We start from the raw sequence: 22,876 nt of genomic DNA, 5'->3' as shown, positions 1-22,876 counted from the left end.
CCGGTGCTGCCAACAGCCGCAACGCAACTTACTGCGGACGTCGGCCGTTGGCCAACAGCATCCGGATCTTGGTCAGGTGAAGCCCGGGGCGCCGCAGCACTTCTTGTACTTGCGCGCGGAGCCGCACCAGCAGGCGTCGTTGCGGCCCGGCGGCCAGGCGATGGCCAGGCCGCGGCGGGCGACCTCCGCGGCGAACTCCGCGCGGGTGGACTGCTCGTCCAGGGCGAGGCCGCGCGACGCCGCGAAGCCCACCAGTGACTTGAACGAGCCGATGACCACCGCCGCCTCCGGGCGCTGCTGCAGCGCCCGCTCGGCCTCTCGGCGGTGCTCCAGGTGCTCGGTGCCCGGGTACCAGCCCGGCCGTTCTCGTTGGATCTCGGCGAAATCCTCCACCGGCCAGAAGAGGATCGCGGGTGCCTCGTCGTGTCGCCGGAGGTTCTCGATCTGCTCTCCGATCTGGCGGCCGTGCTCGGTCAGCCGGTCGTGGAGCTCGTCGAGGCCGTCGGACGGCAGGCCCAGCTCGCGGCGCAGGAGGCTGCGCTGCCGAAGCAGTTCGGAGCCGGCGTCGCCCATCTCGATCTCGGCGTCCAGGCTCGGGACGAACCGGTTGACGCCGATGTTGAGCCAGCGCAACGCCTCCTGCGGTTCGTCGACGAGCTGGTACGCCATCGACGCGGTCACGTAGGCCCACTCGCAGTTCGAGCCCTCCCGGAGCAGCCGGGCGAAGCGCTGCTCGGCCTCCGCGCGCCGCCCGTGGGTGAGCAGGAACTTCGCGTAGGCGGCCGGGCCGTGGAGCACGTTGCTGTCGTCGTCGACCTCGGCCGCGACGCGCAGGGCCCGCTCCTCGCGCTCGTGCTCGCCCGCGAAGTGCCAGTAGTCCGCCGCCTCGACGAGGTCGTTGCACCGCTCGCCGCTGGTCTCCGCGTCGGCCTCCAGCGCTTCGGCGTACTCGACGTGCAGCCGCCGTTGCGCCTCGCCGGATGTGACCGTCACCACTCCACGCTACCGCTGCCGGGAGGTGGTTCGAAGTGAACGGGCCGTTCGCCCCGTTGGCCGAGGTGAACGGTCCGTTCGCTTCGCGGGCGCGGCTACACCGAGGCGATCAGCTGGTCGATCGAGCCCCAGCCCGCGACGTCCTGCGGGGAGCGCGGGTCCGGGCCGGTGTACTGCGCCGACGGGCGCACCAGGCGGCCGGTGCGCTTCTGCTCCAGGACGTGCGCCGACCAGCCCGCGAGCCGGGCGCAGGTGAACATCGCCGGCATCATCGCCGTCGGGACCTGTGCGAAGTCGAGCACCACCGCGGCCCAGAACTCCACGTTGGTCTCGATCTGCCGGTCCGGCCGGCGCTCCCGCAGCACCGCCAGGGCGGCCTGCTCCAGCTCGCGGGCCACCTCGAAGCGCGGCGCGCGCAGCTGGTCGCAGGTGTTGCGCAGCACCCGGGCGCGCGGGTCCTCGGCGCGGTAGACGCGGTGGCCGAAGCCCATCAGGCGATCGCCGCGGTCCAGGATCGACGTCACCACCCGGCGCGCGTCGCCGGTGCGCTCGGCCTCCTCGATCATCGGCAGCACGCGGGCCGGGGCGCCGCCGTGCAGCGGCCCGGACATCGCGCCCACCGCGCCGGATAGGCAGGCGCCGACGTCGGCGCCCGTGGAGGCGATCACGCGGGCGGTGAACGTCGAGGCGTTCAGCCCGTGCTCGGCCGCCGATACCCAGTACGCGTCGAGCGCCTGCACGTGCTTCGGGTCCGGTTCGCCGCGCCACCGAGTCAGGAACTGCTCGGTGGCGGTGGCCGCTTCCGCGATCCGGGCGTGCGGAACCGGCGGCTGATCTCCGCGCGCGGACTGGGCCACGAAGGACAGCCCGAGCGCGGAGGAGAGCGCCAGCTGCGCGCGGGCCTGCGCATCGTCGATGTCCAGCAGCGGCGCGAAACCGGCGGCCGGCGAGGTCATCGCCAGCGCCGCCTGCACGTCCGCCCGCACGTCGCCGGTGCGGATCGGCAACGGCGTGTCGTCCGCGGGCGGCAGGGCGTTTCCGAACCGGCCGTCGACCAGCAGGGCCCACACGTCGTCGAAGGAAACCGTGCCCACCAGGTCTTCGATGTCCACGCCGCGGTAGCGCAGCGCGCCGCCGTCGCGGTCGGGCTCGGCGATCTCGGTCTGGAAGGCGACCACGCCCTCCAGGCCCGGGCGGAATTCGGTCTGGTCCGCCTTGCTCATGGCTGCCTCGTCTCCTCGGTGGTCGGGGCCGCGCGCGTGCGCGGGCCGGGGACGTGGCGGGGCGTCGGGAACACAGTGCACCCGTCCACATGGCGGAAGCAATCGGAAGCGGTGAGGGAAATCTCCGAAATGAGCTAGATCACATGGCGACGCCGAAGGTGTAAAAATTTTAGTTAGCGGGGCAAAACTTTGGAAAAAAGGTTGCAATGCGTCAATTGTCTGAAGTAAAACCGCAGGACACGGCGGGCCGGGTCGATCCGCGTGTGTTAAATAGCTTTCATGCATCTTGCTCCTCATGAGCGCGACAAGTTGCTCGTCTACGTTGCGGCCCGCCTCGCGCGCGAGCGGCTGGACCGCGGACTGAAGCTGAACTACCCCGAAGCGGTGGCGCTGATCACCGACCACGTGGTCGAAGGTGCCCGGGACGGCAGGTCCGTCTCCGAACTGATGAAGACCGGTAAGTGCGTGCTGCGCGCCGACCAGGTGCTCGACGGGGTCCCGGAGATGATCCACAACGTGCAGGTCGAGGCGACCTTCCCGGATGGGACGAAGCTGGTCACGGTGCACGACCCGATCACCTGACGCGGCGGCCAGGCCGACCACCGATCTCGAATCGACATTCGCGAGGAGCTGCCATGCGTCCTGGGGAGATCATCACCGGTGAGGACCCGATCGAGCTGAATCCGGGCCGAGAGCGCATCCGGATCATCGTCAACAACCGAGCCGACCGTGCAGTGCAGGTCGGCTCCCACTACCACTTCGCCGCGGTGAACCCGTGCCTGGAATTCGACCGGGCAGCGGCCTGGGGCTACCGCCTGGACGTGCCCTCGGGCACCGCCGTGCGCTTCGAGCCGAACAAGGACCGCGAGGTCAGCCTGGTGCCCGTCGGCGGCAGCCGGCTCGTGCGCGGCCTCCGGCTGGAGTACGCCGGCGAGCTCGACGCCCGCGACCACGAACCCACCCCGTTCAACTACGGCGAGAAAGGCGAGGGACACCACGGTGAGCACATCGTTCATTGACCGGTCCCAGTACGTCGAGCTGTTCGGCCCGACGACCGGCGACCGGATCCGGTTGGCCGACACCGATCTGCTGATCGAGGTCACCGAGGACCGCAGCCAGGGGTCCACCGGGTCCGGCGACGAGGTGGTGTTCGGCGGCGGCAAGGTCATCCGCGAGTCGATGGGGCAGTCCGCCGCGATCCGCGCCGAGGGCACGCCGGACGTGGTGATCACCGGGGCCGTCATCCTGGACCACTGGGGCGTGGTCAAGGCCGACGTGGGCATCCGCGACGGCCGCATCGTGGGCATCGGCAAGGCCGGCAACCCCAGCGCCAACAACGACGTGGACAACTCGCTGGTCATCGGGCCGTCCACCGAGATCATCGCCGGCAACGGCAAGATCCTCACTGCCGGCGGCATCGACTCCCACGTGCACTTCATCTGCCCGCAGGAGATCGACACCGCGCTCGCCTCCGGGCTGACCACGCTGATCGGCGGCGGCACCGGCCCGGGTGAGGGCAGCAAGGCCACCACGGTCACGCCTGGCGCCTGGAACCTCGGCCGGACCATGCAGGCCCTGGACTACCTGCCGGTCAACGTGCTGCTGCTGGGCAAGGGCAGCACGATGCGCGGCGAGGCGCTGTGGGAGCAGCTGCGCGCCGGCGCGGGCGGCTTCAAGATCCACGAGGACTGGGGCGCCACGCCGGCGGTGCTGGACAGCGCGCTGCGGGTGGCGGAGGAGTCCGGCGTCCAGGTCGCGCTGCACGCCGACACGCTCAACGAGGCGGGCTTCTACGAATCCACGCTGGAGGCCATCAACGGCCGCTCGATCAGCGCGTTCCACGTCGAAGGTGCCGGTGGCGGGCACGCACCGGACATCATCCGGCTCGCCTCGCAGCCCCACGTGCTGCCCTCGTCGACCAACCCGACCCGGCCGCACACCGTCAACACCATCGACGAGCACCTCGACATGGTGATGGTCTGCCACCACCTGAACCCGGCGGTGCCCGAGGACGTGGCCTTCGCGGAGAGCCGCATCCGGGAGACCACCATCGCGGCCGAGGACATCCTGCACGACCTCGGCGCGATCTCGATGATGAGCTCGGACGCGCAGGCGATGGGCCGCATCGGCGAGGTCATCATGCGCACCTGGCAGACCGCGCACGTGATGAAGCGCCGCCGCGGATCGCTGCCCGGCGACGGGCGCGCGGACAACAACCGGGCTCAGCGCTACGTCGCGAAGTACACGATCAACCCGGCCATCGCGCACGGCATCGCCAAGCACGTCGGATCCGTCGAGGTCGGCAAGATGGCCGACCTGGTGCTGTGGGACCCGAAGTTCTTCGGCGTCCGCCCGCACATCGTGCTCAAGGGCGGGTTCGCCGCGTGGGCGGCGATGGGTGACGCGAACGCGTCGATCCCCACGCCGCAGCCCTACATCGCGCGGCCGAGCTTCGGAGCGCAGCCGCGCGCGGCTGCGGCGAGCAGCGTGTTCTTCGTGGCTCCGGTTGCGCTGGACGCCCAGTTGCCGGAGCAGCTCCAGCTGAGCTCGCGGCTGGTCGCGGTCGAGAGCACGCGGTCGGTGGGCAAGGAGCACATGCTGAACAACGACGCCACCCCGGACATCCAGGTCGACCCGGACAAGTTCCAGGTGGACATCGACGGCGAGCGCGTCAGGCCGAACCCGGTCGACGAGGTGCCGATGGCGCAGCGCTACTTCCTGTTCTGACAGGCAGGAAGCAGCGGAGTATCGAGCGGGAACGCAATTTCAATGGAAATCGGACCTTCGATTTCCATTGAAATTGCGGACCCCTGTCACTGGAACGGATGAGGTTCGTCTCGTCCGGTTTGGAGGGAGAGCGGTGCGAGCCGGTCTTGCGGTGCTGGCACTCGCGGACTCCCGGTTCCCCGGCGGGGGGCACGTGCACTCCGGCGGCGTCGAGGAGACCGCCGCACGGGGGCTGATCACGGGAATCGGCGGCCTGCGTGAATTCCTGTACGGGCGCTTGCACGGCGCGGGCGCCCTGCAAGCGGTGTTCGCCGCCGCCGCGGCGCACGCCGCAGCCCGCGGTGTCTCAAGTGGACACTGGCGGGCACTGGACGTCGAACTCGACGCCCGCACCCCGTCCCCGGCGCAGCGGGAGGCCTCGCGCGCGCAGGGGCGGGGCATGATCCGCGCCGGCAAGGCCGCCTGGCCGTCGCCGGTGCTGACCGAACTGGTGGCCGCGACCCCGCGGCCACACCATCCGATCGTGCTCGGCGCGCTGGCGGCCATCGCCGGGGCCGGGCCCCTGGAGGCAGCGCTGGCCGCCGGTTATCTGGCCGTCAGCGGACCGTCCTCCGCCGGCGTCCGACTGCTCGGGCTGGACCCGTTCGCGGCCAACGCCGTGGTCACCGAGCTGGCCGACGACCTCGACCGGATCGCCGCCGAGGCGGCCGCGGTGGCCGGGCTCGACCCGGCCGAGCTGCCCGCCCCCGGCGCCCCGGCGCTCGACCTGCTCGCCGAAGCGCACGATCGCCATCACCGGGAAGAGGTGCGTCTCTTTGCTTCCTGAACACGGACACGGCCACGGGCACGGTCACACGCATCCGGTCAACTTCGACCCGACCGCGACCGAACCGGACCCGTTCTCGGCCGAACCGCAGAACGGGCGCCCGTTCCGGCTCGGCATCGGCGGGCCGGTCGGCAGCGGCAAGACCGCGCTGACCGCGGCGCTCTGCCGCGCGCTGGGCCAGGAGATCAACCTCGCGGTCGTGACCAACGACATCTACACCACCGAGGACGCGGACTTCCTGCGCAGGGCCGGGGTGCTGGACACCGACCGGATCGAGGCCGTGCAGACCGGCGCCTGCCCGCACACCGCCATCCGCGACGACATCACCGCCAACCTGGACGCGGTGGACCGGCTCTCCGAGCGGCACCCCGGGCTGGAGCTGGTCATCGTGGAAAGCGGCGGCGACAACCTGACCGCGGTGTTCAGCCGCGGACTGGCCGACCGGCAGATCTTCGTGGTGGACGTCGCCGGCGGCGACAAGGTGCCGCGCAAGGGCGGCCCCGGCGTCACCACCGCGGACCTGCTGGTGATCAACAAGATCGACCTGGCCGAGCTGGTCGGGGCCGACATGGAGGTCATGGTCTCCGACGCGCACCGGATGCGCGGCGAGCTCCCGGTGATCACCCAGTCGCTGACCCGAACCCCGAACGCACCCGACGTCTCCACCTGGGTCCGCGAGCAGGTCAAGGTCGGCGTCAGTGCCTGAGGGCCGGCTCTCGCCCGCGCGGGGAGGGGCGGCGATTTCGCGCGAAGTCGCCGCCCCCCACGCGCGGCAGGTGCTGATTTCGCGCGAAATCGCCGCGGCGGAAGGTGGTGCGGCGTGCGCGCCAGTGCGCTGCTGAGGGTGGAGCTCGGGACCGGCGGGCGCAGCGTCGTGCGGGAGCTCCGCTCGGAAGCACCGATGACGCTGCTGCCGCGGCGCACGGTGACGGCCAGTCCGGACGGCACCGCCGTGGTGCACCTGGTCAACTCGGCGGCCACGCCGGTCGGTGGCGACCAGGTCGACCTGCGCGTCCGGGTCGGGCCGGGCGCCCGGCTCCGGCTGCGTGGCACCGCCGCCTCCATCGCCTTGCCGGGCCCGCACGGCGAGACGAGCCGGGCCACCGTGCACATCGAGGTCGGTGACGGGGGCGTCGTCGACTACCTGCCGGAGGCCATGGTGATCAGCGCCCGCGCCGATCACCAGGCCGAGACGACCATCGAGCTCGGTGACGGCGCGCGGGCCAGGTGCCGGGAGACGCTGGTGCTCGGCCGGTACGGCGAACAGCCCGGCCGGATGACCACCACGACGCACCTGGTCCGATCGGGGATTCCGCTGCTCCGGCAGCGGCTGGACATCGGTGCGGACCGGCTCGGGGCGAGCACGGGTTACCTCGCCGGGGCGCGGGTGCTCGCGACCGAGACGGTCGTGTGGGGCGACGATCCCGCCGAGCCGGTCAGCGGCGAGTGGTGGTCGCTGGTGCCGCTGGCCGCGGGAGGTGCGCTGGCCACCGCGCTGGGCGAGAACGCCGTGACCGCGGAGCGCCGGCTCGCCGAGGCGATGGAGCACCACCCGGAGGCGAAGGAACTAGGGGTTCACAACTGGTGAATGCCACTTCGAAGGCAACGGAGCCCGAAGTGCGGCACGGCGCGCGGCATCTGCTGCGCGCCGTGCCCACGGGCATTTCACAGGTGTACCTGCAGGACAGCGTGCCCACCGGACTGCTGTTCGTGGTCGCGCTGCTGCTGGCCGGCCCGCAGCTCGCGCTGGCCGCGCTCTTCGGCAGCGCCGTGGGCGTGCTGACCGCGGCGGCGCTGCGGGTGCCGCACGAGCGAATAGGCCAGGGCCTGTTCGGCTTCAACGGAACGCTGGTGGTGCTGGGAGCGGTCGGCTCCTTCCAGCCGCTGGGACTGGCGTTGCTGGTCGGAACCGCGGGGGCGGTCGTCGCGACGGTGCTGATGCGCATCGCGGACGCCTTCCTCGCGGTCCCTGCCCGCACCGCCCCCTTCGTGTTCACCTACTGGCTGACCGTCTACTTGGGACACCGATTGGACTGGGCGCCCGCGGCCGCGACGTCGCCGTCGCCGGTGCTCGGCCTGCACGGCGACTACCTCGGCCTGTTCACCGCCGAGTCGGAGGTGTTCCTGGTCAGCGGCTGGCTGCCGGGCGTGGTGATGCTGATCGGGTTGGCGCTGGTGCGGTTCCGGCTGGCCGTGGGCGCGTTCTGCGGCGCCGCCGTGTCGGTGCTCGCGGTCGAGCTGCTGCCGGTCACGCCGCCCGACGTCAGCGTCGGGGTGTACGGCTTCAACGCGGTCCTGGTCGTGGTCGGGCTGCTGAGCACCGGGCGCGGTTGGCGCTCGTGCGTCCTCGCGGTGCCCGCGGTGCTGTTGCTGCACGGCGCGATCGAGGCGGTGGGTCTGGTGCCGACCACGTTCCCGTTCGTCCTGGTGATGTGGACCGCGGATCTGCACCGGCGGTACCGCGGGTCGAATTGAGCCCGGTTTGTGCCGTTTTGGCTGCTAAAGGTCATTTCACCGGAAGGTGCGAGATGGCGGGTTCTGGCGGGTGGTTTCCCGATCTTCGGGCGTCCGAACGAGTGTGGGAACGATCACTGCATCGGTTGCGGAATCGATCGTGAAGCACCGCTGATTCGGCGTGCGTTCGGATCCCGTTTACCGTCGTACGCGTGGCTGGCGCCACCAAACGTGTCGCGCCGGCCGGTCCAGCCCGTACCGTCCGGCGAACAGCCGGAGAAGTCGAGTCATGTCGCTGCCGGGCGAGTCAGGGAGGAAGAGGATGTCGGAGGCCAACGTCGCGCTGCCGTCCATGCGGGTGTCCTACGAGGCGGGGGCGTTGGACGAGTCCTCGCTCGCCACCACCTGGCACGAGCAGCTCCAGCTGTGGTTCGACGAGGCGGTGCAGGCCGACCTGGTCGAGCCGAACGCGATGGTGCTGGCCACGGCCGACGCCGAAGGCATCCCGTCCTCGCGCACCGTGCTGTGCAAGGGATTCGACGAGCGGGGCGTGGTGTTCTTCACCAACTACACCTCGACCAAGAGCCACGACCTCAAGGCCACCCGGGTCGCCGCCGCCACCTTCCCGTGGCTGGGCCTGCAGCGCCAGGTCAACGTGCGCGGCACGGTGGAGAAGGTCGCGTCCGCGGAGACCGCCGAGTACTGGGGCGAGCGCCCGCGCGGTTCCCAGCTGGGCGCCTGGGCTTCGCCGCAGTCGCGGGTGGTGGCCAACCGCGCCGCGCTGGAGGCGTCGCTGAGCGGCATCGAGCGGCGCTTCGCCGAAGCCGAGAAGGTGCCGGTGCCGCCGCACTGGGGCGGCTGGCGGATCCGCCCGGAGTCGGTGGAGTTCTGGCAGGGACGCCCGGACCGCCTGCACGACCGGCTGCGCTTCCGCCGCACCAACGACCTCTGGACCGTCGAGCGCCTCGCCCCCTGAGTCCGGCGTCACCCGAACAGCGCGCAATTTCGCGAGAAGACGACGTTCGCCCGGTGGGTGTCGAATTCTCGCGAAATTGCGTTTTACCGCCCTTGAATCGGCGTTCTCGCAGGTGGGGAAGGCTGTTCGCGCGTCGGGTCGGCGGCGGGCGAATTTTGTCCGGTTCTTCCGGTGGGTGTTAGACATCGGTCACACGGGGCGAAAAATAGAATGCCGTTAGCCGGTCTAATCGCTACTGTTTTGCATCTGTGCAGCCCAGCAGCGGAACCTCGACCTCGTCCCGTCGATCCATCAGGTCCCTGCTGAGCAAGGTCTTCCTCGACACCCGGCCGCTGAAGTACCCGGCGTACCGCCGGCTGTGGCTGTCGAACATCGTCACCGCCGTCGGCGCGCAGTTCTCCGCGGTCGCGGTGCCCAAGCAGCTCTACGACATCACCGGTTCCTCCGCCTACGTCGGCCTCGCCGGGATCTTCGGCCTGGTGCCGCTGCTGGTGTTCGGTCTGTGGGGCGGCGCGATCGCGGACACCGTCGACCGCCGCAAGCTGCTGCTGATCACCAACGGCGGCCTGGCCGCCAGCGCGGTGCTGCTGTGGGTGGTGGCCGCGGCGAACGTCCAGTCGGTGTGGCTCGTGCTGATCCTCTTCGCCGCGCAGCAGACGTTCTTCGCCGTGAACATGCCCACTCGCGGCGCCGCGATCGCCCGGCTGATCCCGGTGCACCTGCTGCCGTCGGCGCAGGCGCTCGGGGCCACGGTGTTCCAGCTCGGCTCGATCATCGGCCCGCTGCTGGCCGGCGTGTTGCTGCCGGTGCTGGGGCTTTCGGTGTTGTACCTGGTGGACGCGGTGGCGTTGTGCGCGGCGTTGTGGGCGGTGTTCCGGCTTCCGCCGCTGCCGCCGCAGGAAGGCGCCCCGAAGCGCGCCGGGCTGCGCGCCGTGCTGGATGGATTCCGCTACCTCGCGATGCATTCCGTGCTGCTGGCGTCGTTCCTGCTGGACATCATCGCGATGGTGTTCGGCATGCCGCGGGCGCTGTTCCCGGAGATGGCGGAGCGCACCTTCGGCGACCCGCCGGGCGGCGGGGCGGCGCTGGGCTGGCTGTTCGCGGCGATCCCGCTGGGCGCGTTCGCGTTCGGCGTGTTCTCCGGCTGGCTGCACCGGATCGCGCGGCACGGCGTCGGCGTCACCGCCGCGGTCGTGGCGTGGGGCATCTCGGTGATCGGGTTCGGCTGGTCGGATTCGCTGTGGCTGGCGGTGTTCTTCCTGGCCCTGGGCGGTGGCGCGGACCTGGTGAGCATGGTCTACCGGAGTTCGATCATGCAGACGGCGGCCACCGACGAGATGCGCGGCCGCATCCAGGGCGTGTTCACCGTCGTCGTCGCGGGCGGCCCGCGGCTGGCCGACACGCTGCACGGCCTGGCGGGCGCGGCGGTCGGGACTGCGGCGGCGGTCACAGTCGGCGGCGTCCTGGTCGTCGTCGGCGCGGTCATCGCGGCGGCCCTGCTGCCCGCCTTCTGGCGCTACCGGGCACCCGTTTCCGAGCAGCAGTGATCGCGGACTGGGCAGGCTGCCACGCCTGAGCCGACCGCAGCAGTGCAGTTCGACCAGGGGTGGGCAGACAGCTGGACCAACCGCATTGCACACTTCTCAGCTATGGCCAACGAGACGACCGTGAACGACGACGCGCCCGGCGGTGCGCAGGAGCCTGGCCTCAAGAAGGTGATGGGCCCGAAACTGCTGCTCTTCTTCGTGGTCGGAGACATCCTCGGCACCACGATCTACTCGCTGACCGGCAAGGTCGCCGGCAAGGTCGGCGGGGCCCTGTGGGTTCCGTTCCTGGTCGCCTTCGTGGTCGCCTTCCTGACCGCGTTCAGCTATCTGGAACTCGTCGGGAAGTACCCGAAGGCGGGCGGCGCGCCGCTGTACGTGCACAAGGCGTTCGGGGTGCACTTCCTGACCTTCATCATCGCGTTCGCGGTGATGTGCTCTGGCATCACTTCCGCCGCATCGGCCGCGCAGGCGTTCAGCGGTGACTACCTGGAGGCGATCGTCGGCGACGGCGTCTCCTCGTGGGCCTGGCTCGTGGCGATCGGCTTCCTGCTCCTGCTGGCCGCGATCAACTTCCGCGGCGTCGGCGAGTCGGTGAAGATGAACGTGGTGCTGACCTGCATCGAGCTCACCGGGTTGGCGATCGTGATCGTCTTCGGCCTCGTCGCGCTGATCTCCGGGACGCACAGCCCCGACGTCGATCCGGACCCGAGCCGGCTGCTGGAGTTCAACGCCGGCACCTCGCCGCTGCTGGCGATCACCTCGGCGACCGCGCTGGCGTTCTTCGCGATGGTGGGCTTCGAGGACTCGGTGAACATGGCCGAGGAGACCCGCGACCCGGCCAAGACCTTCCCGCGGGCGCTGCTGGTGGGCATGGTCATCACCGCTTCGATCTACCTGGTGATCGCGCTGATCACCTCGACGCTGGTGCCGACCGACACGCTGGCGGAGTCCGACGGGCCGCTGCTGCTGGTCGTGAAGGCCGCGGCGCCGTGGTTCCCGCCGCTGCTGTTCTCGCTGATCGCGCTGTTCGCGGTGACCAATACCGCGCTGATCAACATGCTGATGGCCAGCCGCCTGGTCTACGGCATGTCGCAGGAGCGCATCATCCCGAAGCAGCTGGGGCTCGTGCACCGCACGCGGCGCACGCCGTGGGTGGCGATCGTGTTCACCAGCATCATCGCGGTGGCCCTGGTGAGCTCGCTGAAGATCTCCGACCTGGGCAGCACCACCTCGCTGCTGCTGCTCGTGGTGTTCGCGGTGGTCAACGTGGCGGTGCTGGTCCTGCGCAAGGACAAGGTCGAGCACAAGCACTTCAAGGCGCCCACCTGGGTGCCGGTGCTGGGCGCGCTGACCTGCGCGTTCTTCGCCAGCCCGCTGTCCGGCCGGCCGGGCACGGAGTACATCATCGCCGGCATCCTGCTGGGCATCGGCGTGATCTTCTGGGCGATCAACTTCCTCATCGGCGGTCGTCAGCAGAAGTTCGACGCCGCGAAGCTGGGCAAGTAATCCGCGACCTGAGGGCCCTCCGAGCCGATTCCGTCGGCTCGGGGGGCTTTCTGCTCCTACAGTGGCGATGTGCACGAGCCTGTTCCCGCCACCGGGCGGCAGTTCGAGATCACATCCGGCGCCGCGCGCGCCGTGGTCACCGAAGTCGGTGCGGCGCTTCGGGTTTTCGAGGTCGACGGGGTGCCGTACGCGGAGTCCTTCGACGCGGACCGGCTGCCGCCGGGCGGCGCGGGCGGGGTCCTGGTGCCGTGGCCGAACCGGGTCGCCGGGGGCCGCTGGCTGTTCGACGGGGAGCCGCAGCAGCTGCCGCTGACCGAGCCCGCGCGGCAGAACGCGATCCACGGCCTGTTGCGGCACACCGCGTGGACCCTCGTCGAGCACGCGGAGTCCACAGTGGTCCTGCACGCGATGGTGCCCGCGCAGCCGGGCTGGCCGGTGCCGCTGCTGACGTCCATCGGCTACGCCTTGGACGAGGACGGCCTGACCGTCACGCACACCGTGGAGAACCTCGGGGCGCGGGCGGTTCCGTTCGGGGTCGGCGTGCACCCGTATCCGCGCGCGGGCAACGCCGCGACCGACGACTGCACGCTCCGCCTGGCGGCGGCGACGGTGCTGCCGGTGGACGCCGACCGGTTGCTCCCGGTGCGGCCGCCGCGGGGCCTGCAGGGCGACGAGGCGGACTTCCGCACCGGGCGCCGGCTGGCCGGGGTGCTACTGGACACCGCTTTCGGCGGCGCGACCCCGGCGCCGGGCGACGACCTCGTGCGCCACAGCCTCACCGATCCGAGCGGGCACGGCGTGCAGCTGTGGGCCGACCCGGTGTTCAAGTGGGTCCAGGTCTACACGCCGGACGACTTCCCGGGGCGGGGCAGGGCGATCGCGATCGAGCCGATGACCTGCCCGCCGGACGCCCTGAACTCCGGGGTGGACCTGCTGGTCCTGCAACCGGGCGAGAACTGGATCGGCCACTGGGGCCTCAAACCCCTCTGACGCCAACCCTTCCACTACGCGGAACCCCGGTTCCACGCCCGCAATTTCAATGGAAATCGGACCTTCGATTTCCATTGAAATTGCGGACCTCCGGCGTGTCGGGTGCACGACACGCCGGAGGTTGTGGATAGACGGTGTGGATGACTTCCGCAATTTCCATTGAAATTGCGGGGGCGAGGTCGGGACTTGGCCAGGTGGGTGGGGGCGAGGTCGGGACTTGGCGAGGTGGCGGGCGAGGTCAGGACTTGGCGAGGTGGCGGGCGATGAGCATGCGCTGTATCTGGTTGGTGCCCTCGAAGATCTGCAGGACCTTCGCCTCGCGCATGTAGCGCTCCGCCGGGAAGTCGCGGGTGTAGCCCGCGCCGCCGAGCACCTGGACGGCATCGGTGGTCACCTTCATCGCCGCGTCCGTCGCGACGAGCTTCGCCACCGACGCCTGCTGCCCGAACGGCAGCCCGGCGTCCCGGCGCCGCGCGCCGTCGAGGTACGTCGCCCGGGCCGAGTGCACGGCCGCGGCCATGTCGGCGAGCAGGAACTCCAGGCCCTGGAACTCGATGATCGGCCGCCCGAACTGCTGCCGCTGCTTCGCGTAGTCCACCGCGAGGTCCAGCGCCGCCTGCGCCAGCCCGACCGCGCAGGCCGCGATGCCGAGGCGGCCGGAGTCCAGCGCCGACAGCGCGATCTTCAGCCCGTGGCCCTCGGCTCCGATGAGCCGCTCCGCGGGCACCCGCGCGTCCTCGAAGTACAGCGGCGTGGTCGGCGAGCCGGTGAGCCCCATCTTGTGCTCGGGCGGGCCGGCGGAAAGCCCCGCCGTGCCGCCGTCGACGAGCAGGCAGCTGATGCCGAGTGGCCCGTTGTCCGAGGTCCGGGCCATGAGCGTGTAGAAGTCCGCCACACCGCCGTGCGTGATCCAGGCCTTGGCCCCGTTGACGGCGTACGAGTCGTCCTGCCGCGCGGCCCGCGTGCTCAGCGCCGCCGCGTCGGAGCCGGCGTGCGGCTCGGACAGCGCGTACGCGCCGAGCAGTTCGCCGCCGATCATCTCCGGCAGCCAGCGGGAGCGCTGCTCCGCGCTGCCGAAGTGGGCCAGCGGGTAGCAGCTCATGGTGTGCACCGACAGGCCGACGCCGACGGTCATCCAGGCGCTGCTTAGCTCTTCGAGCACCTGCAGGTACACCTCGTACGGCTGGGCGCCGCCGCCGTGTTCCTCCGGGTAGGGCAGGCCGAGGAAACCGGCCTGGCCGAGCAGCCGGAAGGCGTCGCGCGGGAACTTCTCCGCGGCCTCGTCGCCCGCCGCGCGGGGGGCGAGCTCATCGCGGGCGATCTCGCGTGTCAGCGCGAGCAGGTCGGTGGCTTCTGCGGTGGGAAGCAGGCGTGGGACGGCCATGGCGAATCGCGCTCCTGATGCCAGTGTGACAGCTGCCGGTAGTACTGGTAACGGTACTGCAGGACGCTTTGCAGTACTGTGTGAGTCTTACCAGTAGGAACCCGCGCAACCGTTCGAGGGTGCTGTGGCAGGCTTCGTCCGATGACCACCTCCGAAGGCCGTCGCCGACCGGTGAACGCGCGGCGGGCCCAGCTGCTGGACCGGCTGCGCGACCTGTTCCTCGCGGAGGGGTTCTCGCACTTCACGCTGGACGACCTGGCAGCCCGGCTGCACTGCTCCAAGTCGACGCTGTACACGCTGGCGAGCAGCAAGGAGCAGCTCGCCGTCCGCGTCGTCGCCCACTACTTCAAGAGCGCCACACAGCTGGTCGAGCAGCGGGTCGCGGCGGCCGAGGACGTGCGGGAGAAGGTGCGGGCGTACCTGGATGCCGCGGCCGAGGCGCTTCGCCCGGCGTCCCGCGAGTTCATCGACGACATGGCCGCCAACATCGCGACCCGCACCACCTACGAGGCCAACGCGCACGCCGCCGCGGACCGGCTCCGCGGCTTCATCGGCGAGGGCGTGCGGCAGGGCGTGTTCCGGGAGGTGCACGCCGCGTTCGTCGGCGAGATGGTCGGGCTGACCATCGTCGGCATCCAGCGCGGCGAGATCGGCGAGCGCACCGGCCTGTCCGACGCGGCGGCCTTCGAGGCGTTGTCGCAGTTCCTGCTCGGCGGGCTGACCGCCCAGTACACAGTGGAGGAAAAGTGATCGTCATCGGCGGTGAGGCCCTCGTCGACCTCGTTCCGGACCCGTCCACGGCGGACGGCGAGCTCGGGCCGCTGCACCCGCGCCTCGGCGGGGGTCCGTACAACGTCGCGATCGCGCTGGGGCGGCTCGGGGTTCCCGCCGCGTTCTTCGCCCGGCTGTCCACGGACCAGTTCGGCGACAAGCTCCTCGAACGCCTGCGGTCTTCCGAGGTGGACGTCGACCTGGTGCAGCGCGGCCCGGAGCCGACGACGCTGGCCGTGGTCGGGCTGGCCGAGGACGGTTCGGCCCGCTACAGCTTCCACACCGAAGGCACCGCCGCCCGCTTCGTCGCGGACCGGCCGTTGCCCGCGCACGCCACCGCCCTCTGCCTGGGGACCCTCGGCATGGTGCTCGAACCCGGCGCCTCGGTGTACGAGGAGGTGCTGTTCCGGGAGGCCGCGCGCGGCCGGTTCGTCGCGCTGGACCCGAACATCCGCGCCGACCTGATCGCCGACCCCGACGCCTACCGCGCGCGGTTCGCCTCCTGGCTGCCGTCGGTGGGGCTGCTGAAGGTCTCGGACGACGACGCCGAATGGCTCGCGGATGGCGGAGACGTGCTCGCCGCGGCCCGCGAGTGGCAGCGCAGCGGCCCGGCGGCCGTGGTGCTGACCAGGGGAGCCGACGGGCTGACCGCGGTGACCGGCGACGGTGAGGTGTCGGTGCCGGGCGTGCGCGCCGAGGTCGCCGACACCATCGGCGCGGGCGACACCGTGCAGGGCGCCCTGCTCGCGTGGCTGCACCGCAACGACGCGCTGTCGGCGGACGCCGTCCGCGCGCTCGACCGGGAGCAGTGGGAGCAGGCGCTGCGGTTCGCCGCGGCCGCCGCTGCGGTCACCGTCTCCCGACCGGGTGCCGAGCCGCCATGGGCCGCCGAGTTGGCCTGACGGCCGGCGAACCGCGTCTGACGTGCGCGAGGACACCTTGTGAGGTAAACCGCGCGAGGCCGACCGGTCGAGATCGGGTTAGACCGATCGGACGGGCTCGTTGGTCACGATGAACTGCTCGTCCGGCTTCGGAGCGTCGAAAATTTTCCGCCGGAAGCGCCCCGATGTGATGTGATCGTGGTCCCACCTGCCAAAAAGCCGAAACGCGATTGCTGCGCTGGGACCCCACTGCGGTCTAGCGTGACTACTGACAGGACCCCAACGGGGTGGTGCTGCGGCGGTTCGGACACCCCGACCGGCGCGCGGGCGACATCGCAGCCCTGCCGCTTGGCTGGGCAACCGCGGTCGCCTCGACACGCACCCCGACGAGCGCGAGAGGTTCCCGAATGCCCGACGACGTGACCGCCAAACGTACCGTCGCGCTGCGCTATGACGCCGGCGAGCACGAAATGCAGGTGAAGCAGCCGACCGAGGGCGCCCCCGGGGTGGATCTCGGCAAGCTGCTGGCTCAGACCGGTTTGGTGACGTTGGATCCGGGCTTCGTCAATACGGCGGCCTGCCTCTCCGACATCACCTACATCGACGGTGACGCCGGCATCCTCCGCTACCGCGGCTACCCGATCGAAGAGCTCGCGGCGAAGTCGAACTTCATCGAGGTCAGCTACCTGCTGATCTACGGTGAGCTGCCGACCCAGCAGCAGTACGACGAGTTCGCCGAGCGGATCCGGCGGCACACCCTGCTGCACGAAGACCTCAAGCAGTTCTTCGACGGCTTCCCGCGGGACGCGCACCCGATGCCGGTGCTGTCCTCCGCGGTCTCCGCGCTGTCCACCTTCTACCAGGACAGCCTCAACCCGTTCGACAAGGACCAGGTGGAGCTGTCCACCGTCCGCCTGCTGGCGAAGCTGCCCACGATCGCGGCCTACGCCTACAAGAAGTCGGTCGGCCAGCCGTTCCTGTACCCGGACAACTCGCTGGGCCTGGTGGAGAACTTCCTCCGGATGACCTTCGGTTTCCCCGCCGAGCCCTACGAGGTCGACCCGGTGCTGACCCGCGCCCTCGACCTGCTGTTCATCCTGCACGCCGACCACGAGCAGAACTGCTCCACGTCGACGGTCCGGATGGTCGGCTCCGCCGAGACCAACCTGTTCGCCAGCATCTCGGCCGGCATCAACGCCCTGTTCGGCCCGCTGCACGGCGGCGCGAACAGCGCGGTGCTGGAGATGCTGGAGGGCATCCAGGCCAACGGCGGTGACGTCGACTCGTTCGTCAACCGGGTCAAGAACAAGGAGCCCGGCGTCCGGCTGATGGGCTTCGGGCACCGGGTCTACAAGAACTACGACCCGCGCGCGGCGATCATCAAGAAGACCGCCGACGAGGTGCTCGGCAAGCTCGGGGCCAACGACCCGCTGCTGGACATCGCCCTGAAGCTCGAGGAGAAGGCGCTCGCCGACGACTACTTCGTCGAGCGCAAGCTCTACCCGAACGTCGACTTCTACACCGGCTTGATCTACAAGGCGATGGGCTTCCCGACGAAGTACTTCACCGTGCTGTTCGCGCTCGGCCGGCTGCCCGGCTGGATCGCGCACTGGCGGGAGATGCTGGAGGACCCGGCCCGCAAGATCAGCCGTCCGCGGCAGGTGTACACCGGTTCGCCGGAGCGTGCCTACCAGTCGATCGACCAGCGCTGAATCGAAACCTGAATCCAGTCGGCCGCCGACGCGACCGACCCACGTGCGGCCCCGGACACCGGCCTACTCGGCCGGTCCCCGGGGCCGATCCGTGTCCGGGGTCGGCTCGGCTCCGGGCGGTCCCGGCGCAATTTCAATGGAAATTGCGGGACAGCAACGGCGTGTCGAGCCCCGACACGCCGCAACCTGTGGACAACTTCGGGTCCCGGTGGACAACTTCCGCAATTTCAATGGAAATCGGACCTTCGATTTCCATTGAAATTGCGGTTTCAGGCGGTGCGGAGGGCGTCGCGGAGCTTCACGCGGGCTCCGGTGTGCAGCACCGCGTTGCTGTAGATGCGGCCGCCGAGGCGGAGGAGCACCGCGATGGCCGCGAGGCTCAGGACGACCGACAGGACGATCTCCCACGGGGCTGCGACACCGAGGGCGATGCGCATCGGCATCAGCGTCGGCGAGAAGCCCGGCACCAGCGAGAGCACCGCGGCGAGCGTGCTGTCCGGCGAGCTCGGCAGCATCGAGACGCCGATGACGAACGGCACGACCAGCACCATGATCACCGGGCTGATCACGTTCTGCAGGTCCTCCTGGCGGGACACCAGCGAGGACGCCGCGGCGAGGACCGTCGCGTAGGTGAAGAAGCCGAGCAGGAACCAGGCCAGTCCCCAGCCGAGGGTGCCCGCCAGCGCCGCGGACGGCAGCGTCAGCACGCCCCCGACCCCGGACGCGATCAGGCCCGCGGCGGCGATGATCACCAGCTGCAGCAGGTTCGTCAGGCCGATGCCGATCACCTTCCCGGCGAGCAGCTGGGTCGGCTTGATCGTGGACAGCAGCAGCTCGACGACCCGGCTGGACTTCTCCTCCACGACGCCCTGCGCGACCATCTGGCCGCCGATGATCAGGAACATGTAGAGCACGACGCCTGCCGCGATGGCCAGGCCGAGCCGCTCGCCGAGGTGCGGGTCCTCGGTCTCCAGGCTGGTCACGGACACGTGCGCGCTCTCGGTCGCGGCGCGGACCCCGGCCGGATCCAGCCCGGCGCGGGCGAGCTCGGCGTTCAGCGCCTGCTGCTGCACGACCGCGTCCAGCGCGCCCCGGAGTGCGCTGTCCGGGCTCCGCTTGACGACCAGCCGCGGCGCGTCCGGCGTGCCGGTGATCAGCGCTTCCAGGTCGCCGTCGCGCACCTGCCGCTCGCCCGCGGCCTCCTCGACGGTGCTGATCTCGAAGGACTTGCCGAAGGCCGTGCTGGCGGCCTGCAGCGGCGCACCGACGGCCGCCGCCTGCGCGGTGACGCCGACCTTCGTCGTGCCGGCCTGGTGGCCGATGAACATCATGAGCGCCGCGTAGCCGCCCATGATCAGGATGGTGGCGGCGGTGCCGGCGATGAAGGCGCGGGTCCGCACCCGGGTGCGGATCTCCCGGCGGGCGACCAGCCAGACGGGGCTCATGCGGCGGGCTCCTCGGAGACGACGTTGCGGAACAGTTCGGTGAGCGCGGGCCGGTGCCGGCTGAACTCGCGGACCGGGCCGGTGGCCAGCGCGGCCTTGAGCACCGCCTGGTCGTCCGCGTCGTCGGCGAGCCGCAGCGTGGTCCGGCTGCCGTCGACTTGGACGACCTCGGCGCCGGGCACGTCGGCGGCCCAGCCGGGCTGGGCGTCGGGGGCGTCGACGACCAGCGTGGCCGGTCCTTGGTCGCGGAGTTCGGAGACGGTGCCGCAGGCCACCATCTGTCCACTGCGGACGATGCCGACCCGGTCGCACAGCCGCTGCACCAGGTCGAGCTGGTGGCTGGAGAACACCACCGGCACCCCGGAAGCGCACTTCCCTCGCAGCACCTCGCTCATCACGTCCACCGCGACCGGGTCGAGCCCGGAGAACGGCTCGTCGAGGATCAGCACCTCCGGGTTGTGCGCCAGCGCGGCGGCCAGCTGCACCCGCTGCTGGTTGCCCAGGCTGAGCTTCTGCACCTCTTCGCCGCGGCGGGCGGCGAGTCCGAGCCGTTCGGTCCACCGCTCGGCGGCGTCACGAGCGTCCGCAGTGGACAGACCGTGCAGTTCGGCGAGGTAGGCGAGCTGCTCGGCCACCTTCATCTTGGGGTAGAGACCGCGTTCCTCCGGCATGTAGCCGATCCGGCGGCGGGCTTGCAGGTCCAGCGGCGCGCCGTTCCAACGCACCTCGCCGGAGTCGGCGGCCAGCACGCCGAGCGCGATGCGCATCGTGGTGGTCTTGCCGGCGCCGTTGCTGCCGACGAACCCGAACATCTCGCCCGCGCGGACGGAGAACGTCATCTCCCGCAGTGCGACGACGTCCCCGTAGCGCTTGGAGATCCGGTCGATCTCCAGTTCGCGATCAGGCATCCCGTCTCCCTCGATTGGTGCTCGCCGGGCGAATATGCAGGATATTTGCGTTTGTCGGGAGGCGGCGCGAGGCTGAATCGCCCGGGCGGCCCGGACTTCGAGCGCTCTGGTCCGTGCGTCTTTTGCGCTGCTACAGCAACGCAAAAGACGCACAGCCCTTGATCAGACGGAATTTCCGCCCGTGCTCAGCCCGAAACGCCGTGCAGCGCGCGTTCGACGAGAGCTTCTACCGCCGGGAGGGCCGACTCGCGTTCCACCGGGTTCAGCCCGACCCGGCTGCGCCGGTCCAGGACGTCCGCCGCGTCGAGCGCGCCTTCGTGGCGGATCGCCCAGAGCACCTCGGCGGCCGTGAGCCGCAGGCCCGGCGCGATCGGCTCCGCGAGATCCGGGTCGAATTCGGCCAACGCGGCGACGCGCGCGGCCTCGGTGCCGTACTTCGCGATCAGCCGAGCCGCCGCCTCGACATCGGTCAGGTGCCGCCGCGGTGCGGCGCCGACCAGCGCCACGGCCGCGGTGCGCGACGGTCCGGCGGGCAGCCCACCGGTGCGCACCGCCGCATCGACCGCCTCGGCGGCCATCTTCCGGTAGGTGGTGAGCTTCCCGCCGACCACGGTCACCACGCCGTCCGGCGAGGTCAGCACCGCGTGCCGGCGCGACAGGTCCGCCGACCCCTTGCCGCCCGGCTGCGCCAGCAGCGGCCGGAGCCCGGCGAACGAACCGAGGACGTGCTTGCGCTCCAACGGCTGCCCCAGCGCGTCGCGCACGCCCGCGAGCAGGAAGTCCACATCGGACTGCGGAACCTCGGGAACGGACGGGATCGGCCCGGGCACCGGCTCGTCGGTCAGCCCGAGCAGGGCGCGGCCGTCGGGCTGCGGCAGGAGCAGCAGGAACCGGCCCGACTCGCCCGGGATCGGCGCGACCAGCGCGGTCCCGGCGATCCCGGCGGCCTCCGCGTCGACCAGCAGGTGCGACCCGCGCGACGGCCGCAGCTCGACGTCCGGCGCGAGCTCGCCGGCCCACACCCCGGCCGCGTTCACCACCGAACGGGCCCGGATCCGCAGCGATTCGCCGGTCTGCTGATCCACCGCGTCGGCGCCGCGGCCGTCGAGCTCGCGCACGCGCACGCGGGTCAGGATGCGGGCGCCGAAACCGGCCGCGGTGCGCGCCAGCGCGACGACCAGGCGCGCATCGTCGACGAGCTGGCCGTCGAAGCCGAGCAGGCCGCCGCGCAGGTCGGCGGAGCGCAGGCCCGGAATGAGCGCGAGCGCCTCCGCGGCGGGAATCCGCCGGGGCGGAGGGAGCACGTCGGACGGGGTGCGAGCCGTGCGGCGCAGCGCGTCGCCGGCGTGCAGCCCGGCGGCGAGCACCAGCTCGGAGCGGCGCGACACGCTGCCGTGTAGCGGGATGAGCTGCGGGAGCGTCCGCACGAGGTGCGGCGCGGTTCGCGTCATCAGCACGTTGCGCTCGACGGCGCATTCACGCGCCAGCGCGATGTCGCCGTGCGCCAGGTAGCGCAGGCCGCCGTGCACGAGCTTGCTGGACCAGCGGGACGTTCCCCAGGCGAGGTCCTCGGCCTCCACCAGGGCGACCGAGAGCCCGCGCGCGGCCGCGTCCAGGGCCGTTCCGGCGCCGGTCACGCCGCCGCCGACCACCAGCAGGTCCACCTCGTCTTCGGCGACTGCGGACAGGTCGGCGGCGCGGCGCGCGGCGTTCAGCGAGGTGGCGCGCAGCGAACCGGCGGGCAGCGGGGTGGTGATCATCGGACCTCCGGGCGGGTCGGTGGGGTTCCGGGGGCCGCAGTTTCAGTTGAAACTGCGATCAGTCGACGGGTCCGGCGCAGTTTCAATTGAAACTGCCGAAAACCGGGGCGGTCAGGCATCGGTGGGCTCCGGGCCGAGGGCGCCGTCGAGGAGGTGGGCCAGTTCGGTGGTCAGGGCCGCCGGGTCGACGTCGCCGGAGGCCGGGCGGGCGGAGATGACGAACGACTGCACGAGCAGCAGCAGGGCACGCGCCTGCACGGCCGGATCGGCGCGGCGGATCGAGCCGTCCTCGTGGCCCCGCACGAGGTACTCGCGGATGAACCCCTCGGCGGCGAGCTGGGTGCTGCCGAGCCGCTCGACCAGGTAGGGCAGCAGGAGTTCGGCGTCGGTCTCCAGCACCCGCTGCAGCAGCGGCGCCGCTTGCAGCAGCCGGATGCCGCGGACCGTCCCCGCGACCAGGAGCTGCCGGCCGTTGCCGGTCTCCTGCTCGGCGCTGGCCAGCTGCAGGATCTCGCCGAACTCCACCGTCACCAGCGCGGTGACCAGGCTGTCGACGTCGGGGAACCGCCGGTACAGCGTCATCCGGCTGACCCCGGCGCGCCGCGCGATCTCCGTCAGCGTGGTGCGCCGGACGCCGTTGGCCAGCACGCACTCCCGGGCGGCTTTCAGCAGTTCGGCATCGCCGACCCGGTTGGCCGCCTGGCGGGCCGGGCGGGCGGGCGCCGGCGGGGTGCTGTCACCTCGCGTGCTGTGACATTGCGACGTCATGTGTA

At 71.0% G+C, this 22,876-nt stretch carries 21 protein-coding genes; 14 read left to right on the top strand and 7 right to left on the bottom strand.

Features of this window, described 5'->3' with window-relative positions; translation table 11 throughout:
* Nucleotides 1–72: 72 nt before the first annotated feature.
* Together AC07FN_RS18290 and AC07FN_RS18285 are read right to left on the bottom strand one after the other, a co-directional pair.
* Nucleotides 73–993, bottom strand: coding sequence for an SEC-C metal-binding domain-containing protein (locus AC07FN_RS18290; protein ID WP_478396682.1), 921 nt, complete (start codon nucleotides 991–993; stop codon nucleotides 73–75).
* A gap of 95 nt (nucleotides 994–1,088) precedes the next feature.
* Nucleotides 1,089–2,216: a citrate synthase 2 gene (locus AC07FN_RS18285; RefSeq protein WP_478396681.1), complete on the bottom strand. Its 1,128-nt coding sequence runs from the start codon at nucleotides 2,214–2,216 to the stop codon at nucleotides 1,089–1,091.
* A 279-nt stretch (nucleotides 2,217–2,495) separates the two neighbouring features.
* Here AC07FN_RS18285 and AC07FN_RS18280 point away from each other — a divergent pair, with 279 nt between their 5' ends.
* From AC07FN_RS18280 to AC07FN_RS18230, 11 genes are all read left to right on the top strand, one after another.
* Nucleotides 2,496–2,798 (top strand): urease subunit gamma, encoded by a 303-nt coding sequence (locus AC07FN_RS18280; protein WP_452617697.1) that lies wholly within the window; start codon nucleotides 2,496–2,498, stop codon nucleotides 2,796–2,798.
* Nucleotides 2,799–2,851: 53 nt separating this feature from the next.
* Entirely contained in the window at nucleotides 2,852–3,235 is a 384-nt protein-coding gene (locus AC07FN_RS18275) for an urease subunit beta (RefSeq protein WP_452617696.1), read from the top strand.
* The gene (locus tag AC07FN_RS18270; RefSeq protein WP_478396680.1) at nucleotides 3,216–4,943 is read left to right on the top strand and encodes an urease subunit alpha; all 1,728 of its coding nucleotides are present in this window, start codon (nucleotides 3,216–3,218) and stop codon (nucleotides 4,941–4,943) included. The genes AC07FN_RS18275 and AC07FN_RS18270 overlap by 20 nt, the downstream gene beginning before the upstream one ends.
* Before the next feature lie 133 nt (nucleotides 4,944–5,076).
* On the top strand, nucleotides 5,077–5,769 hold the full coding sequence (locus AC07FN_RS18265) for an urease accessory protein UreF (protein ID WP_478396679.1): 693 nt from the start codon (nucleotides 5,077–5,079) through the stop codon (nucleotides 5,767–5,769).
* On the top strand, nucleotides 5,759–6,475 hold the full coding sequence (gene ureG / locus AC07FN_RS18260; protein WP_452617693.1) for an urease accessory protein UreG: 717 nt from the start codon (nucleotides 5,759–5,761) through the stop codon (nucleotides 6,473–6,475). Before AC07FN_RS18265 ends, ureG begins: the two co-directional genes overlap by 11 nt.
* A 114-nt stretch (nucleotides 6,476–6,589) precedes the next feature.
* Nucleotides 6,590–7,357, top strand: coding sequence for an urease accessory protein UreD (locus AC07FN_RS18255; RefSeq protein WP_452617692.1), 768 nt, complete (start codon nucleotides 6,590–6,592; stop codon nucleotides 7,355–7,357).
* Nucleotides 7,354–8,244: an urea transporter gene (locus tag AC07FN_RS18250; RefSeq protein WP_478396678.1), complete on the top strand. Its 891-nt coding sequence runs from the start codon at nucleotides 7,354–7,356 to the stop codon at nucleotides 8,242–8,244. Before AC07FN_RS18255 ends, AC07FN_RS18250 begins: the two co-directional genes overlap by 4 nt.
* A 301-nt stretch (nucleotides 8,245–8,545) precedes the next feature.
* Nucleotides 8,546–9,199 (top strand): pyridoxamine 5'-phosphate oxidase, encoded by a 654-nt coding sequence (gene pdxH / locus AC07FN_RS18245; RefSeq protein WP_478396677.1) that lies wholly within the window; start codon nucleotides 8,546–8,548, stop codon nucleotides 9,197–9,199.
* Between the two features lie 248 nt (nucleotides 9,200–9,447).
* Nucleotides 9,448–10,746, top strand: coding sequence for an MFS transporter (locus AC07FN_RS18240; RefSeq protein ID WP_478396676.1), 1,299 nt, complete (start codon nucleotides 9,448–9,450; stop codon nucleotides 10,744–10,746).
* A gap of 102 nt (nucleotides 10,747–10,848) precedes the next feature.
* The gene (locus AC07FN_RS18235) at nucleotides 10,849–12,252 is read left to right on the top strand and encodes an APC family permease (RefSeq protein ID WP_478396675.1); all 1,404 of its coding nucleotides are present in this window, start codon (nucleotides 10,849–10,851) and stop codon (nucleotides 12,250–12,252) included.
* Nucleotides 12,253–12,321: 69 nt separating this feature from the next.
* Complete coding sequence (locus AC07FN_RS18230) at nucleotides 12,322–13,242, top strand: aldose 1-epimerase family protein (RefSeq protein WP_478396674.1); 921 nt, start codon at nucleotides 12,322–12,324, stop codon at nucleotides 13,240–13,242.
* A gap of 238 nt (nucleotides 13,243–13,480) precedes the next feature.
* Here AC07FN_RS18230 and AC07FN_RS18225 read toward each other — a convergent pair whose 3' ends face one another.
* A complete protein-coding gene (locus AC07FN_RS18225) occupies nucleotides 13,481–14,626 on the bottom strand; it encodes an acyl-CoA dehydrogenase family protein (protein ID WP_478396673.1) in 1,146 nt (381 codons plus the stop codon).
* A gap of 141 nt (nucleotides 14,627–14,767) precedes the next feature.
* On the opposite strand from AC07FN_RS18225, the gene AC07FN_RS18220 reads away from it, so the two are divergent.
* The 3 genes from AC07FN_RS18220 (at nucleotide 14,768) to AC07FN_RS18210 (ending at nucleotide 17,990) form a co-directional block, all read left to right on the top strand.
* The gene (locus tag AC07FN_RS18220; RefSeq protein WP_452617685.1) at nucleotides 14,768–15,376 is read left to right on the top strand and encodes a TetR/AcrR family transcriptional regulator; all 609 of its coding nucleotides are present in this window, start codon (nucleotides 14,768–14,770) and stop codon (nucleotides 15,374–15,376) included.
* Complete coding sequence (locus AC07FN_RS18215) at nucleotides 15,373–16,299, top strand: carbohydrate kinase family protein (protein WP_478396672.1); 927 nt, start codon at nucleotides 15,373–15,375, stop codon at nucleotides 16,297–16,299. The genes AC07FN_RS18220 and AC07FN_RS18215 overlap by 4 nt, the downstream gene beginning before the upstream one ends.
* A 386-nt stretch (nucleotides 16,300–16,685) precedes the next feature.
* Nucleotides 16,686–17,990, top strand: a complete 1,305-nt coding sequence (locus tag AC07FN_RS18210) for a citrate synthase (protein ID WP_093272091.1) — start codon at nucleotides 16,686–16,688, stop codon at nucleotides 17,988–17,990.
* A gap of 269 nt (nucleotides 17,991–18,259) precedes the next feature.
* On the opposite strand, the gene AC07FN_RS18205 is transcribed toward AC07FN_RS18210, so the two are convergent.
* From AC07FN_RS18205 to AC07FN_RS18190, 4 genes are all read right to left on the bottom strand, one after another.
* On the bottom strand, nucleotides 18,260–19,435 hold the full coding sequence (locus AC07FN_RS18205) for an ABC transporter permease (protein WP_478396671.1): 1,176 nt from the start codon (nucleotides 19,433–19,435) through the stop codon (nucleotides 18,260–18,262).
* On the bottom strand, nucleotides 19,432–20,343 hold the full coding sequence (locus AC07FN_RS18200) for an ABC transporter ATP-binding protein (RefSeq protein WP_478396670.1): 912 nt from the start codon (nucleotides 20,341–20,343) through the stop codon (nucleotides 19,432–19,434). Before AC07FN_RS18200 ends, AC07FN_RS18205 begins: the two co-directional genes overlap by 4 nt.
* Nucleotides 20,344–20,528: 185 nt before the next feature.
* The gene (locus tag AC07FN_RS18195) at nucleotides 20,529–22,103 is read right to left on the bottom strand and encodes a glycerol-3-phosphate dehydrogenase/oxidase (protein ID WP_478396669.1); all 1,575 of its coding nucleotides are present in this window, start codon (nucleotides 22,101–22,103) and stop codon (nucleotides 20,529–20,531) included.
* A 111-nt stretch (nucleotides 22,104–22,214) separates the two neighbouring features.
* Nucleotides 22,215–22,871, bottom strand: coding sequence for a TetR/AcrR family transcriptional regulator (locus tag AC07FN_RS18190; RefSeq protein WP_478396668.1), 657 nt, complete (start codon nucleotides 22,869–22,871; stop codon nucleotides 22,215–22,217).
* Nucleotides 22,872–22,876: the final 5 nt, after the last annotated feature.

It is taken from the genome of Saccharopolyspora sp. NPDC045941 (assembly GCF_056431445.1).
This window is presented reverse-complemented; position numbering and strand designations above follow the sequence as displayed.